The following is a 14456-nucleotide window of genomic DNA, read 5'->3' on the forward strand; positions in this document are numbered from 1 at the left end:
TATGACGTGCTCTATCGCTCCTGCCCACGAATCCGATCTGCCTGGCATTCTGGCCATCTACAACGACGCCGTAGAAAACACCACGGCGATCTGGAACGAGACCCTGGTCGATCTGGCCAACCGCCGCGCCTGGCTGGCAGACCGCACCGCCCAGGGGTTTCCCGTACTGGTTGCCCGTGATGCTGCCGGTGAGGTAGTCGGCTATGCCAGTTATGGCACCTGGCGAACCATTGAGGGTTTCCGTCATACCGTCGAGCATTCGGTATACGTCCGCAGCGATCAACGGGGCCAGGGCATCGGCCCCATGCTGATGAAGGCCCTGATCGAATATGCCCGCAACGCCAATCTACACATGATGGTAGCGGCTATAGAGAGCGGTAATACCGCGTCGATCCGCCTGCATGAGCGACTGGGTTTCGTAACGACCGGCCAGATGCCGGAAGTGGGCCGCAAGTTCGATCGGTGGCTGGACCTTACATTCATGCAACTCAAACTGGAGTCCCATCATGGTTGACGTCACCCTTGAACGCATCGATGCAGAAGCATTTCAGCACTACAGACAGGGCTTAGGCGACCTTTTGCGTGACTGTGTTGCAGGCGGTGCCTCGATCGGGTTTCTGGCTGATCTGAGCAATACCGAAGTTGACGCATATCTGGATAACGTTCAACAGGACATCGCAGATGGCAGCCTTCATCTCTGGGTTGCGCTGTTAGGTGACCGGACGGTGGCCGGTAGCGTACAGCTGGCGCCAGCGACCAAACGCAATGGCCTCAAGCGCGCCGAAGTACAAAAGTTGATGGTACTACGTGGCGCTCGGCGGCACGGCATCGCACATCGGCTGATGATCACGCTGGAAAGCGCTGCATTGGACATGGGCCGCACCCTGCTCTACCTCGATACGCTGGCGGGTTCAGGCGCCGAACAGCTCTATCAATACCTGGGATATCAGCGTGTCGGGGAAATCCCGGATTATGCCGCGAACCCCGACGGCATCTATCACCCGACCGCCCTTTACTACAAGCAGCTCAGGAGCCTCTCATGATCCCTGGCGAATACCAGATCAAAGACGGCGATATAGAACTCAATGCCGGTCGTCGAACCTTGAGCCTGACGGTAGCCAACACGGGGGATCGCCCTGTCCAGGTCGGCTCTCACTATCACTTCTTCGAAACCAACGATGCCCTCGCCTTTGACCGTGAGCAGGCCCGTGGCATGCGCCTGAACATTCCGGCAGGTACGGCGGTACGCTTCGAGCCGGGCCAGTCACGCGATATAGAGCTAGTGGAGCTGGCAGGCGACCGTATCGTGTATGGCTTTGCTGGCCGTGTGATGGGCCATTTATAACGCGCAGCTCCGATGCAATAAACATCAGTCTTGATGATGGGTATTGCTTCGCACCTTCCATCCCATTGCCAGGATGGTCAAGGCGCGCCGCCTGAAGGCAGTAATACCCCTTACCAACCCACACCCGAAACACAGAACGGGACCGGCGCTGCGCCACCGTTCCCTACACGATCAGGATGAGTGATATGAAGATTTCACGCCAAGCCTATGCCGACATGTTCGGTCCCACTACGGGCGACAAGGTGCGTCTGGCGGATACGGACTTGTGGATTGAGGTCGAGCACGATCACACCGTTTACGGTGAAGAGGTCAAGTTCGGAGGCGGCAAGGTCATCCGCGACGGCATGGGCCAGAGTCAGCGCTGCGCAGCCGACGTGGTCGACACGGTGATCACCAATGCGCTGATTCTTGACCACTGGGGAATCGTGAAGGCGGATGTCGGCCTCAAGAATGGCCGTATTGCAGCCATCGGCAAGGCAGGCAACCCGGACATCCAGCCGGGAGTAACGATTGCTATTGGTGGCGCAACAGAGGTCATCGCCGGAGAAGGCATGATCCTTACAGCAGGCGGCATCGATAGTCACATTCACTTCATCTGTCCGCAGCAGATCGAAGAGGCCCTCATGAGTGGTGTGACTACCATGATCGGCGGAGGCACAGGCCCAGCGACAGGCACCAATGCGACTACCGTAACGCCCGGCCCCTGGCATATGGCGCGCATGCTGCAGGCGGCAGATGCCTTCCCGATGAACATCGGTTTTACCGGCAAAGGCAATGTGAGCGTCCCCGAACCGCTAATAGAGCAGATCAAGGCTGGTGCTATTGGCCTTAAGTTGCATGAGGACTGGGGCACGACACCGGCAGCTATCGACAACTGCCTTGCAGTGGCTGACCAGTACGATATCCAGGTTGCAATCCATACCGATACGCTGAATGAGTCTGGCTTTGTCGAGACAACCCTGGGCGCGTTCAAAGACCGTACCATTCACACCTATCACACCGAAGGTGCAGGTGGTGGACACGCGCCGGATATCATCAAAGCCTGTGGTTTCCCCAATGTGTTGCCCAGCTCCACCAATCCAACCCGGCCGTTTACCAAGAACACCATTGATGAGCACCTGGACATGCTTATGGTCTGCCATCACCTCGACCCAAGCATCGCTGAAGACGTAGCCTTCGCCGAGAGCCGTATCCGTCGTGAGACCATTGCTGCCGAGGATATCCTCCACGACCTGGGCGCGTTTTCAATGATCAGCTCTGACAGCCAGGCCATGGGCCGGGTAGGCGAAGTCATAACCCGTACCTGGCAGACGGCAGACAAAATGAAGAAGCAACGCGGTCCTTTGCCCGAGGACGGTCCCGGCCATGACAACTTTCGCGCAAAGCGCTATATCGCCAAATACACTATTAACCCGGCCATTACGCATGGAGTCAGCCATGAGGTAGGCTCTATTGAAGTGGGTAAATGGGCAGATCTGGTCTTGTGGCGCCCGGCCTTCTTTGGCGTGAAACCCTCATTGATTCTAAAAGGCGGTGCCATTGCGGCGAGCCTAATGGGTGACGCCAACGCGTCCATCCCTACTCCACAACCGGTTCACTATCGACCTATGTTCGCAAGCTACGCCGGTTCGCGTCATGCCACGAGCCTGACCTTTATCAGTCAGGCGGCCTTTGACGCAGGTGTGCCTGCCCAGTTAGGCCTCAAGAAGCAAATTGGCGTCGTAAAAGGCTGCCGTACGGTGAAGAAAACCGACCTGATCCATAACGGCTATTTACCCACCATCGAGGTCGATCCACAGAACTATCAGGTGAAAGCAGATGGACAGCTGTTGTGGTGCGAGCCGGCAGAGGTATTGCCCATGGCACAGCGTTATTTCTTGTTTTGATCGGGTCTTGCGGAAGCCCCAAGGCAGCGTTACCGCTTCTGAGCGGTAACGCTGCCTTGGAGAAACGGAATTACTTGCTTGCGGCGTCGATGGCCTTCTGCAGGTTTTCCGTATCGGTCGCGCCGGGAATAACGGTCACGTTGTCTGCGGTTGCGCCCTTGGTCGGCATGACTACGAACGTAGGCGTACCCTGGATCTGCATCTTGCTGCCTAGGTCCATGTTGGCCTGGATCTGGGACTCTAGCGTCTTCGCGTCAGCCTTGACATCGGCCAGCTTCAGATCAACGGCTTTCAGAGCCTTCTCCACGTCCTGCTCGGTCAGCTTGCCCTCGTTCTTGCCGGTTGCAAACAGACCGTTATGGTATTTCAGGTAAGCCTCACCACCCTTCTTCGCATACACATACTGACCGGCTTCCGCCGCCAGGATGGACGCAGGCCAGCGAGCACCAAAGACCGGGAACTCCTTGAAGACGAAGCGAACATTAGGATTCGCCTTGATCAGTCCTTCGACCGTCTCGGACATGTGATAGCAATAGATGCACTGGTAATCGAAAAACTCGACGATCGCCACCTTGGCATCCTTCGGCCCTACGGCAGGCGTCTTGGCATCGTTGAGCAAGGCATCGGCGGAAGCTACGGCACCCACGGTCAGCTGACTGATCTGCTCTTCCTGTTGCTTCTGCTGCAACGCCTGGCTGACCTGAACCAGCACCTCAGGGTGCTTGATCAGATAATCCGCGGCAATCTTGCCAATCGCATCCTGCTGGCTGGCATTGAAACCGCCAACACTGCTATCGGCGTGGGCAAAGGGAGCGCAGGCCAGAACCAATGCTGCAAGAGCTGATTTGGCACGCAGCGTCCGACCTTTGAAATTCTGCATCTGTGGTTCCTTGGCTATGAACGAGGGGAAATAGCACTCCGCCGGTGGGCGGAAAGCTCATGATCGTACCGCATGCCGAGGCCTTTACAAAAACAGGTTGAATTGAACAGGCACAAACCTGAGGCATTTGGCACACCTGAAGGCAATCCAGCAGAATGCCTTGGGGCAGCTGGTCGCCTTCAACTGACGTTTGCCATGAATGAGAGTCCGAATGGTTTTAGCGAGGTAAATGTAAATGACTGATCAGGCTGACTTCATCCGAATAGTGAAGAGTGAAGTGCTTTCCGAAGACTTCTCTGTACTCAAGAAACACACCATCGATTACCGTCGCCGTAACGGCCAGTGGCAACAGCTGACCCGGGAAACCTACAATGCAGGCGACAGCACTACCGTGCTCATCTATAACCGGGCGCAGCGGACCGTTGTGCTCACCCGGCAGTTTCGCTTTCCTGCCTTCGTCAATGGCGTAGCAGACGGCATGCTGCTCGAAACACCAGCCGGCAAGCTTGATAAGGCGTCTCCTGAGAAACGTATTAAGGAAGAGATCCGTGAAGAGACCGGCTATGACATCCAGAATGTCACGCCACTGTTTGAAGCCTACTCAACCCCCGGCTCCGTGACGGAAAAGCTCTCTTTTTTCACGGCTGAATACGAGTCAAGTAACCGCAAGGAAGACGGTGGCGGCCTGGAGGGAGAAGGTGAGGACATCGAGGTACTGGAAATGCCTTTCGATGAAGCGCTGGGGTTAATCAGGCAGGGGCAGATCAAAGACATGAAGACCATCACCCTGCTCTACCACGCAGCGTTATACGTATTCGATAAACCTGTAGCGTAATGTCAGCCATTTTCGGGCGAGCAAGCTTACTAGGCCCACTCGCCCGAAGGCGATTCCTTACAGGCGGAACCGTGCCATTTGCGTAGCCAAATGATCGGCCATAAGAGACAGCTCCTGACAATCCGCACGACAGGCATTCACATCCTTGACCGTTGTTTGAGCAAGGTCAGCGATACCCTGAACGTTCCGGTTGATCTCTTCCGTTACTGAGCTTTGCTCTTCAGTAGCGGTCGCCACTTGATGGTTTCTATCCGTAAGCTCTTCGACATGCGCAGCAATGGCATCTAATGACCGGCCTGTTTGTCTGCTGGCCTCTACGCCCGTTTCAGTAGCCGACTGTCCGGCACGTATGGAGGCAACGGCCTCGTCAGCACGCCCTTTGAGTTCACCAATCATGCGCTGAATCTCAGAGGTCGCGCTTTGGGTACGGCCAGCCAGGGTACGAACCTCATCAGCCACCACGGCAAATCCACGCCCCATTTCCCCTGCACGTGCTGCCTCAATGGCTGCATTGAGCGCCAGCAAATTCGTCTGGTCGGAAATACTACGAATTACCAGCAAAACCTCATCAATGGTATCGACCTGTTGAGCCAAGGCACCTACAGAGCTTGCCGCCTCCTCAATATCGGCCGACATCCCTTGGACATACTGGATAGATTGCCCAACCACCTGCTTAGCGGATACCGCCTCTTCCTGAGTGCTGCAAGAGACCTCAGCTGCAACGCCGGCATTGCGTGCGATCTCTTGCACGGTCAGCCCCATTTCATGCACAGCGGTAGCCACCATGTCGGTCATATGCTGCTGCTGGGTCGCTCGCGCCGATGTGCTGTCCACTACCTGGGCAACCTGGACCACATTCTGCCGAAGCTGCTCGCTGGTATGCAGGGCATTACCGATCAGCTCGCGCAAACTTTCAACAAATCGATTAAAGCCACGCGCCAGATCACCCAATTCGTTCGCACGGCTTTCATCAAGCCGACGCGTTAGGTCGCCATCACCGCTACCAATATCGATCAGCGCGGTTGTTACCTGACGAATCGGCCGAACGATACTGCGCGCCATCCAGACAACCAGTCCCAGAAACGCCAGAACAACGGCCAGACTAATACCTGAAATGATAAACAAAGCCTTTTGGGCAGGACCATAAACCTCCGAAAGCGGCACCTCGCTGACCAGCGTCCATCCAAGCGACTCGACTGGCTCAGCTACCGCTACGTATTCCTGGCCATCCCGCTCAAACATCACAGCCTGACTGTCAGCGCCTTTTGCCTTGGCAATCAGTTGCTGGGCGGGCCCAGTTCCTACTAACTGCTCAAGCATCTTCTTGTCATTGAGTTCGGCTTGGGGATGGATTTTCACCTTGCCGTCTGGACTGACTAAATATACCTGACCCTGCTGGCCAAAACGGAAGTCACGAATCATGTCTGACAATGCTGTCAGGCTGAAGCCCAGCCCTACTACACCCAACAGGCGGCCGTCGCGCTCGATACGCTCATCAATAAATAAGGTGGGCATATGAGTATTGTTATCAATGTCGATCACGATCAAACGCTGTTGTCCGCTCGCCAGAAAGTCATAAAACCACTTACTGTTCGCTTCGCCAGGTTTGAGCGTGATATCCAGGCCTTTGTTCGTAAAATAATGGCCGGAATCCTTGGAGATGATAAAGGACACGAGCGCGTTGTAATGCTGTTGGAGATTCGATAAATAATGTACGAACTGAGGCTGTTGCTCGACAGCTTCGCCAGCACTCAACCAGTCAGCAATCAAGGTATTGTTGGCCATATTACTGGCCGTGGTCAGCGGGACGGTCAGTACTCGCTCAAGATCATTTCGAATCGCTTTGACACTGGTCGGCATAGCCTCTTGAAGCAGATAACGATCGGTTAACCGATTCAAGGCATAGGCATAGATACCAATTACAACCAAACTGCTAATGACCAAGGCGGCGCCCATGCTCAAGATAAGCTGCCACTGGATACTGTTTCGCCAAAGACGCATAACGTAACGTGCCTCAAATTCCGCGACTAGAAGAGATGCTGCAAAGAGATCTGGAGATGGTTAAGCGGTAACCCTAAATGCAAGGGCACAGCTAGCGTCTAGACGTTCTTTGAGTAAACGAATAAATAGTGCAACGCGTATCGACGAACAGAAGAAGAACTTTACGGGGAGAGAATGGTTTTTGGAGAGTGGGTGACTGACGGCAACAATAAAAACCGGACAATAAGGCGTTGCCTTTTAAAAAGGCAACGTCATGATTCCTTAGAAAGATGCTAGCGTGCGTTGACAAGCCCTGTATTTATAAGGCTTTAATGAGCAGCAAGGTGGCTCTATTACCTTGCTCCCTACTGCTCTCTAGCGTAGCTGACTATCCTTGCTGCCACGTCGGTTATAGCCGCTGAACCGGGCCTGCTCCTTGTCGTGCGCGGCCTGACAGTTAACGCACAAGCGCACGCCCTTTACTGCCTGGCGTCGAGCCTCGGGAATAACCGCATCGCACTCTTCGCAGTGCGTCAGGCTTTCACCACGCCCCATCTGGCTTCGAGCGCGCTGGATAGCATCTTCAATGGTGCTGTCGATCTGCTCCTGAACCGCACCGTCGTTTGCCCAACCACTGGCCATAGGACTCTCCCATTTAGCTGTGAGACATCCTGTTGATATGGGTACATCTGCACCTATAACAAGAGGCCAGCGCAACGTCATTTGCCGTAGCCGACCAATGACATCCTATGACTCATTTACACCAGATCTGCTCGTGTCAGCTCACTTTTGAGATAGGCGTAATAAATAGGCGCAGCCACAAGTCCTGGTAGGCCGAAAGCCGATTCAAAAACCAGCATGGCTAACAGTAATTCCCAGGAGCGGGCCTTGATTTGCCCTCCGACAATGCGCGCATTGAGGAAATACTCAAGCTTGTGGATAGCGACCAGATAGCACCCTACGGATACTGCCACCCATAACGAAACCGACAGCCCTACGATCAGAATCAAGGTATTAGAGAGCAAATTCCCGATCACGGGCAGCAGCCCCAGAATGAAGGTCGCTACGATCATTGTCTTGATCAGGGGCAAGTGGATGCCACAGAGCGGCAACACACCCGCAAGAAAGACGGCTGTCAGAATGGTATTGATAAAGGAGATCTTTACCTGGGCAAATACCACGTTGCGAAATGCCTCTGACAGCAGCGCCACACGGTCCAGCAGCGCGGTGGACAGCGGACGTTCCTGGGCTCTGCTGCGCTTGCGCTGCAAGGCAACGGCAGCGCCCAGGATCAGGCCAATTACGAGGGTGACAAACGTGTGTATGGCATCCTTGCCAATGGTCTGCAGCTCACCCAGGTGAGCGCCGAGCCACTCATTGACCGAGTGACGAAAATCCTCGGCGCTGGCGGGCAGGTATTTATCGAGCGCCATGGGAAGTTGCCCACGGGCACGCTCGGTGAGCGCCATGAATTTATCGATCAGACTGCCCGGATTGCGAACTTCATGCAGTACAAAACTGATCGCGCCCGCAAAGAATACAACCAGGACACAGACAACCAGGGTCACCAGCAGGGCTACCGCTACGATACGGGCACGATCACCGGAAATAAGCCCCTGCAGGCGAGGCTCCAGCATATTGGCCAATTCAAAGACCAGCAGACCGGCAAACAGACTGGGGACCAATCCAAGCGGAAAAACCAACATGAGGCTGGCCAGAATAACGAACCAGCTAACCAGAAGAATCTGACGAGGCGTAAATACGGGCATGATGTCCTATGCGTTATAAGGCAGCCTCAAGGAGGCAATCCATTCCATCAATCATTATCGTAAAACAGAGGTGACTACGGCTCTTGCGCAACCTCTATTGTGCCCTGTTAAGGGCCCGCGCGGGAAATACCGTTCATGTCCGGGTCTTTCAAAATTCGACGGCATAACGCCTAAAGCCACTACAAAATGAAGGGTTGCTCTATACTACGCGTTTCCCTTTCAGAGGCTTTGCCACGTGTTCGCCGGTCTCGCTCATTTTCGTCAAACGTACCTTGTCCGCTTCTGGGCTCCCCTTCCGACACTGGTCGCCTTGGGTGTCCTTTCGGCGTATTACTTCATGCTCACCCATACGTTCTGGGCCGTCACCGGAGAATTTACCCGTTGGGGAGGACATGTACTGTCCTGGTTCGGCCTCCATCCTGAGGAATGGAGCTATTTCAAGCTTATCGGTTTGCAGGGCACCCCGCTGGACCGGATCGATGGCGTCATGATTGCCGGCATGTTTCTCGGTGCCTTGAGCATGGCGTTGTTCGCAGGCAATGTGGGCTGGCGCTGGCCTACCAGTCGTAGGCGCCTGCTGCAGGGATTGATTGGTGGGATCGTTGCAGGCTTCGGTGCTCGCCTGGCTATGGGATGTAACCTGGCCGCCTTTTTTACCGGCATTCCGATGTTCTCCCTACATGCCTGGGCTTTCATGCTTGCGACTGTCGCAGGAGCCTGGATAGGGGTAAAGCTCAGCCTGCTGCCCTTTCTGAGAGCGCCACTCAAGGTTGGCAAAACCCGCTCGCCCATGCCTTCCCCAGATGCGCTTGCACGCCGGGCCAGAACACAATCCCGCCTGGGCATCACCGTACTGTGTACCGCGGCACTGCTGGCTGCCTGGCGATTCGAAGCCTCCTTTGTATTGGGTATCGCCTGCGTATTCGGACTCTTGTTCGGTACCCTGATCGAGCGGGCTCAGATCTGCTTTACCAGCGCCGCCCGTGACATCTGGACGACCGGCCGCACTCGGGCTGCCCAAGGGATTCTGTTGGGGATGGCGGTTGCGTCCATTGGCACCTTTGGTGCAATTCAGCTGGGCGTTGCGCCCAAGATTTTCTGGATGGGCCCGAACGCCATCATTGGCGGCCTGCTCTTTGGTATCGGCATCGTATTGGCCGGCGGCTGCGAGACCGGATGGATGTACCGCGCCGTGGAAGGACAGGTGCACTTCTGGGTAGTGGGCCTGGGCAATGTGATTGGCGGTACGTTGGTGGCAGTGTATTGGGACGAGCTGGGTAATGCACTGGCTCTTCCTTATCCTAAGATCGACTTACTGAAAGCCGTCGGCCCTGGCTATGGTTTGCTACTAACCTTTATCGGCCTGGGCATCGCCCTGCTATTGGTTCAACTCAACGCTCGCCGTTTCGGCACCTCCAGGAGAGTCCATGAGCACACAACCGGATCTGTCTCTCGACCTGAGGGGCGAACACTGCCCCTATAACGCCATCGCTACACTGGAAACCCTGGAAACAATGCAGGCTGGTCAATTGCTCGAAGTCATTACCGACTGTGCGCAGTCGGTACATGGCATTCCAGAGGATACCCAACGCTATGGCTATCGGTGCCGTAGCGTCGAGCAGCATGGCTCGCTGTTCCGCTTCCTGATCGAAGTCCCTGCGGAAAAGGCAGGCCAGACGGCAGCCAGCGTTACCGTGTAGTCAGGAGGCCTCTCTGGAGGCCCCCATTCGACTTACGCCTCGGCAGCCACTCGGTGCGCCATGGCAACACCGGGCCTTATGGCTGAGCCGACTGACATCAGTTCATTCAATGCCGACACTACCTGATCGACAGTGATCGCCTGCATGGACGCCCGGCACTTTTTGCAAGGCAGCCGTGCGCCATTACCCAACGGCGTCTTGCCTTGATACAGATTGATATGGCCCAGGTAACCCGTGACCCGTGGCGAAATAAACTCTGAAAACAGCACAACGGCTGGCGTCGAAACCGCTGCAGCAGCATGGTGCATTCCGCCTTCAGCCCCAACAAAACCCCGGGCGTGAGCCAGTACGGCCGCCGCTTCGCGAAAACTGGCCGTCACGACATGCCGTACCCCTGGAAGCAGCCGGGTTCCCTCCGGCCCCAACTGCACGAAGTCGAAGCCGCACCGAGCCAGCTGTTCCCAACGCTCCCAGAGCCAGGCCTTGTTGGAATCGGTCACCTTGGTATGGGGCTCAATGACAATCGAGCCCTGGGCATGTTGTCGACCGAACGCCAGTTCCTGGGCAGAGAAAAATATCTCGCCAGGCACCAGCTCAAAGACCTGCCACTCGCAGACCTTCTTGTTCTTGCGGTAGATATACGGACGGCTCTTGGGTGCGTTGCATATCGTGACGCACCCTGGCTCCGGCTGTTTGAGAATATAGGGATTGTTCTCCCAGATCTCCGACCAGCGCGGCTGCCCCTCACAATCCACGAACACCACTTTCTGCCGTGTCTTTTCATAATGCACGCGGGCCTGACCCGCAGCCATCAGCTCGTCACCCCATCCCATTCGATTTCTCCCGAATGTAATGCCGAACCCAAAATGTGCCAGGAGACTAGCAGGCTCATCCTTAAGATTTGCTTAACCAAACTGCATTCGTAAGCGTTTCGTTAAGCAGACACCTTTCAAGGGTGTAAGCGGGTATTTCCATCGGTTCTGAGCGATGCCGTCGACAGCATCGTCACAGAGTAACCACAGGGGCACACGGCTTTTCAGCCAGACGTGCGATAGTGTGGGCTGATCGGATACCGGAGCGCTTGATGTACCAGGAACTCAACGAGCTATGGCTGCTGTTCATTCAGACCCTGGCCTGGACGACCTACTATCTTCAGCTCGGGCTGCTGCTTTGCGCTGTTGGCATTGTGGCCGGCCTTGTGAAATGGGGCGTATGGTGGGGTAAGGCTCTGGTTATAGGCTCTGTCGGGATTGCCGCCCTGCTTGCGCTGGCACTGGACGCCATTGGCAAACTGTTTGCCACGTTATAGATGAGAAGCATTATACAAGGCATGTCAAAAAATCCCTGGAGCCGAACCTGTAAGGAACACTACCCGGCACCGCCGGTCCGTGTGTAGGTGACAAGGAAACTGCTTATAACAAGTTGTTTATCCATGGAGACCACCATGACTGTCAAAGCCCTGTTTGCTGTAACTGCCCTTCTGGCCTCCAGCGCTGCGCTGGCAGCCTCCCCAGCGATGGAAAAAAATGGTGTTCTGGTCGATGACCAGGGCAGAACGCTATATACCTACGACAAGGACACTGAAGGTGTTTCCAGTTGCAATGGCAAATGCGCGGAAAACTGGCCGCCGCTCAAGGTAGAGGCTGGCAGCAAGCCTTCGGATGCCTGGACCGTGATCGAGCGCGAAGATGGCGCCATGCAGTGGACCTACAAGGGCAAGCCGCTGTATACCTTCGTCCAGGACAAAAAGGCTGGTGACAAGACTGGCGATGGCAAGGGTGGTGTCTGGCATATAGCCAAACCATAACGGCTCAGGAAACCGGCTACCGCGCCGGTTTCCCTTCTGACACACCGCTGCCAAGATGCACTGGCATGCTCATCAATACCCAGCACCTGAGCCCGGCATCAGCCCGCCTGAATACCCTCTTTCGAGAACTCTTCATGACCGACTCCTCGCCCATCCGTATCCTCGACTCACAGATTCTTGCCAATGACTGGGGCGTGCTGACCAAGTACACCCTGGATTACCAGCGGCGTGATGGATCACGACAGCAGCACACCCGTGAGACCTACGACCGCGGCAACGGCGCGACGGTACTGTTGTACAACCTGGAGCGCCGTACCATTGTGCTGATCCGACAGTTCCGCCTGCCGACCTATCTCAATGGCATTCCTGATGGCATGTTGATCGAAACGCCGGCCGGCCTGCTCGACAACGCCGCGCCTGAAGAGCGCATCCGCGCTGAAATCGAAGAGGAAACGGGATACCACCTCCATCATGTTACCAAGCTGTTCGAAGCCTACATGAGCCCGGGCTCGGTCACGGAAAAACTCTACTTCTTCGCGGCAGAATACGATAGCGATACACATAGAAGCGAAGGGGGTGGGCTGGCTGATGAAGGTGAGGACATCGAAGTAATGGAGTTTGGCTTCGATGAATTGCTAGACATGATTCGCGCCGGACGCATTCTGGACGCCAAGACCATTATGCTGGTGCACTATGCAGCGCTCTACTTGTTCCCTAAGCGCTAGACATCGTACACATGGCTAATCTGCCTCTCAAAGCGAATATCCTGCTGCAGACCCTGCGGCCTACGACCATGCTCTTCGTTGAACATGGCCAGGACGTGCTTTAACCAGATTTTTAAGCCATTTCACAGTTTTAGATCCCTCTCCTGCAAGGGCAGAAACCTCTGCGTTTGCAGGAGGTCGCACACCTCTTATCAGTTGAATCAGTGGCCAGCCACTTTGCTGGCAAGCCCGTAATATGCAAGCACCGGATAGACGCATCAGGAAATAATATTCCGGCTTACTGGCCTGAAAAGGTGTGGATCGTTCAGGTTCTAGCCAGAATTTAGCATATAACCTGTTTGACGGCCCCTGCGCGGCGTGCTCCATGCACAAACTCTGCATGAGGTGATTGCTGATCGTAGGCCAGGCTTGTTACGGTACGGCCCTTTCCAAAAGATGGCCTTTTGTCCAGGCTCTCATACTTTTATTACATGACCATTTAATGCCTATGCCCACTTTTCTCGCAGCCCTTTTTTCTCGTACCCCGTTAGCCAAGGGCACACGCATTTTTTCCAAAGGCTCTACCTGGAGCGCCTGTTTGCTCGGAGCAGCCCTTACAGCAGGTCTGGGTCAGGTACAGGCCCAGGAAAACAAGGCGGCTGACCGTTGGGTCAGCGATACGCTGTCTACGTATGTTCGCAGCGGCCCGACCGATGGCTATCGTATCGTTGGATCACTCAAGTCCGGCCAGAAAGTCGAGCTGGTCAACACCCAAGGTGATTACAGCCAGATCCGAGGCGAAAGCGGTGATCTGGTATGGATTCGCTCCAGCGAACTGCAGGAACAACCAGGCCCGGTAGAGCGTGTACCGCAACTGGAACAGCAGGTAAACGAGCTGAGCAGCAAGCTCAAGACGATCGATGACAGCTGGAAATCCCGCGTTCAGGGCATGCAGGAAACCATGGACGCCCGCAAAGCACGCATAGATGAACTTGAGCAGACCCGGCGCCAGCTAGATGCTGAACTGACCGACGCACAGTCCGAACTTCGCAGCGTTAAGGCGCGCCTGGGTGATGAGAACAAAGATGCCATGATGCGCTATCTCGTTTACGGAGGCAGTATTGCCGGAGCCGGCCTGTTGGCAGGTTTGATCCTGCCGTCATTTGCGGGTCGCAGAAAGCGCAACGATCGCTGGTTCTAAAGGGCAGGCTCCAGCACAACATATGTGCCTGGAGCCCTCCTTTTACTCATCAAGCACAAAGCGGGCAAGCCGCTGCCTGAGCATGCGGTTTTCCATACGCAGGGTTTCTACCTGGGTCAGCAGGTCGAGCGCCAGTGCGATGCCCGCCCAGTCCAGCTCAAGCTCTCGTTGCAGCCGTACGGCACGACGTACCGTATGCAACGCTGGCAGGTCGAATACCCATACTTCTGGCCGCGGCCCGCGTGGCTCGACGATGCCATGCTCGACAAGCTCGACGATGTGAGTCACTGGCGTATCGACCAGCTGGCTGATCTCTTCGATGTCAAATTCCACGATTACGGTGGTCATC

17 protein-coding genes and 1 pseudogene are annotated in these 14456 nt (G+C 55.5%); 11 read left to right on the forward strand and 7 right to left on the reverse strand.

Features of this window, described 5'->3' with window-relative positions; translation table 11 throughout:
- Position 1 precedes the first annotated feature (1 nt).
- The 4 genes from JQR90_RS14920 (at position 2) to ureC (ending at position 3231) form a co-directional block, all read left to right on the forward strand.
- On the forward strand, positions 2-514 hold the full coding sequence (locus JQR90_RS14920; protein ID WP_434140089.1) for a GNAT family N-acetyltransferase: 513 nt from the start codon (positions 2-4) through the stop codon (positions 512-514).
- On the forward strand, positions 507-1043 hold the full coding sequence (locus tag JQR90_RS14925; protein WP_434140090.1) for a GNAT family N-acetyltransferase: 537 nt from the start codon (positions 507-509) through the stop codon (positions 1041-1043). Before JQR90_RS14920 ends, JQR90_RS14925 begins: the two co-directional genes overlap by 8 nt.
- Positions 1040-1345, forward strand: coding sequence for an urease subunit beta (locus JQR90_RS14930; RefSeq protein ID WP_010795442.1), 306 nt, complete (start codon positions 1040-1042; stop codon positions 1343-1345). The genes JQR90_RS14925 and JQR90_RS14930 overlap by 4 nt, the downstream gene beginning before the upstream one ends.
- 185 nt (positions 1346-1530) lie before the next feature.
- Positions 1531-3231, forward strand: coding sequence for an urease subunit alpha (ureC, locus tag JQR90_RS14935; RefSeq protein WP_434140091.1), 1701 nt, complete (start codon positions 1531-1533; stop codon positions 3229-3231).
- Between the two features lie 70 nt (positions 3232-3301).
- Here the strand turns inward: ureC and JQR90_RS14940 are convergent, their stop codons facing one another.
- On the reverse strand, positions 3302-4111 hold the full coding sequence (locus JQR90_RS14940; RefSeq protein WP_122041857.1) for a DsbA family protein: 810 nt from the start codon (positions 4109-4111) through the stop codon (positions 3302-3304).
- A gap of 235 nt (positions 4112-4346) precedes the next feature.
- Here JQR90_RS14940 and JQR90_RS14945 point away from each other — a divergent pair, with 235 nt between their 5' ends.
- Positions 4347-4946 carry an NUDIX domain-containing protein gene (locus JQR90_RS14945; protein WP_434140092.1) on the forward strand — a complete coding sequence of 200 codons (600 nt, stop codon included), beginning with the start codon at positions 4347-4349 and terminating at the stop codon, positions 4944-4946.
- Between the two features lie 57 nt (positions 4947-5003).
- Here JQR90_RS14945 and JQR90_RS14950 read toward each other — a convergent pair whose 3' ends face one another.
- The 4 genes and pseudogenes from JQR90_RS14950 to JQR90_RS14965 form a co-directional block, all read right to left on the reverse strand.
- Positions 5004-5741: a methyl-accepting chemotaxis protein gene (locus tag JQR90_RS14950; RefSeq protein ID WP_434140786.1), complete on the reverse strand. Its 738-nt coding sequence runs from the start codon at positions 5739-5741 to the stop codon at positions 5004-5006.
- Positions 5742-5906: 165 nt separating this feature from the next.
- Positions 5907-6947 (reverse strand): annotated as a pseudogene (locus JQR90_RS14955) (cache domain-containing protein); the annotation flags it as partial.
- A 354-nt stretch (positions 6948-7301) separates the two neighbouring features.
- A complete protein-coding gene (locus JQR90_RS14960) occupies positions 7302-7568 on the reverse strand; it encodes a DksA/TraR family C4-type zinc finger protein (RefSeq protein ID WP_074825024.1) in 267 nt (88 codons plus the stop codon).
- A gap of 116 nt (positions 7569-7684) precedes the next feature.
- The gene (locus JQR90_RS14965; protein ID WP_019364309.1) at positions 7685-8695 is read right to left on the reverse strand and encodes an AI-2E family transporter; all 1011 of its coding nucleotides are present in this window, start codon (positions 8693-8695) and stop codon (positions 7685-7687) included.
- 235 nt (positions 8696-8930) lie between these two features.
- On the opposite strand from JQR90_RS14965, the gene yedE reads away from it, so the two are divergent.
- Positions 8931-10178 (forward strand): selenium metabolism membrane protein YedE/FdhT, encoded by a 1248-nt coding sequence (gene yedE / locus JQR90_RS14970; RefSeq protein ID WP_434140094.1) that lies wholly within the window; start codon positions 8931-8933, stop codon positions 10176-10178.
- Positions 10123-10395, forward strand: a complete 273-nt coding sequence (yedF, locus tag JQR90_RS14975) for a sulfurtransferase-like selenium metabolism protein YedF (RefSeq protein ID WP_434140095.1) — start codon at positions 10123-10125, stop codon at positions 10393-10395. The genes yedE and yedF overlap by 56 nt, the downstream gene beginning before the upstream one ends.
- Positions 10396-10427: 32 nt before the next feature.
- On the opposite strand, the gene JQR90_RS14980 is transcribed toward yedF, so the two are convergent.
- Positions 10428-11228 (reverse strand): glycosyltransferase family 9 protein, encoded by an 801-nt coding sequence (locus JQR90_RS14980; protein WP_122041854.1) that lies wholly within the window; start codon positions 11226-11228, stop codon positions 10428-10430.
- Between the two features lie 251 nt (positions 11229-11479).
- On the opposite strand from JQR90_RS14980, the gene JQR90_RS14985 reads away from it, so the two are divergent.
- The 4 genes from JQR90_RS14985 (at position 11480) to JQR90_RS15000 (ending at position 14107) form a co-directional block, all read left to right on the forward strand.
- A complete protein-coding gene (locus tag JQR90_RS14985) occupies positions 11480-11704 on the forward strand; it encodes a hypothetical protein (RefSeq protein WP_434140096.1) in 225 nt (74 codons plus the stop codon).
- A 135-nt stretch (positions 11705-11839) separates the two neighbouring features.
- Positions 11840-12202 (forward strand): COG4315 family predicted lipoprotein, encoded by a 363-nt coding sequence (locus JQR90_RS14990; protein ID WP_074825039.1) that lies wholly within the window; start codon positions 11840-11842, stop codon positions 12200-12202.
- A gap of 134 nt (positions 12203-12336) precedes the next feature.
- Positions 12337-12927, forward strand: a complete 591-nt coding sequence (locus tag JQR90_RS14995) for an NUDIX domain-containing protein (RefSeq protein ID WP_010795455.1) — start codon at positions 12337-12339, stop codon at positions 12925-12927.
- Positions 12928-13414: 487 nt separating this feature from the next.
- Positions 13415-14107, forward strand: coding sequence for a TIGR04211 family SH3 domain-containing protein (locus tag JQR90_RS15000; RefSeq protein WP_372238907.1), 693 nt, complete (start codon positions 13415-13417; stop codon positions 14105-14107).
- A gap of 42 nt (positions 14108-14149) precedes the next feature.
- Here JQR90_RS15000 and JQR90_RS15005 read toward each other — a convergent pair whose 3' ends face one another.
- Entirely contained in the window at positions 14150-14455 is a 306-nt protein-coding gene (locus tag JQR90_RS15005; protein WP_286787399.1) for a chaperone modulator CbpM, read from the reverse strand.
- Between the last annotated feature and the right edge of the window lies 1 nt (position 14456).

This window comes from Pseudomonas sp. JZ114, assembly GCF_051027705.1.
Classification (GTDB): Bacteria; Pseudomonadota; Gammaproteobacteria; order Pseudomonadales; family Pseudomonadaceae; genus Chryseomonas; species Chryseomonas luteola.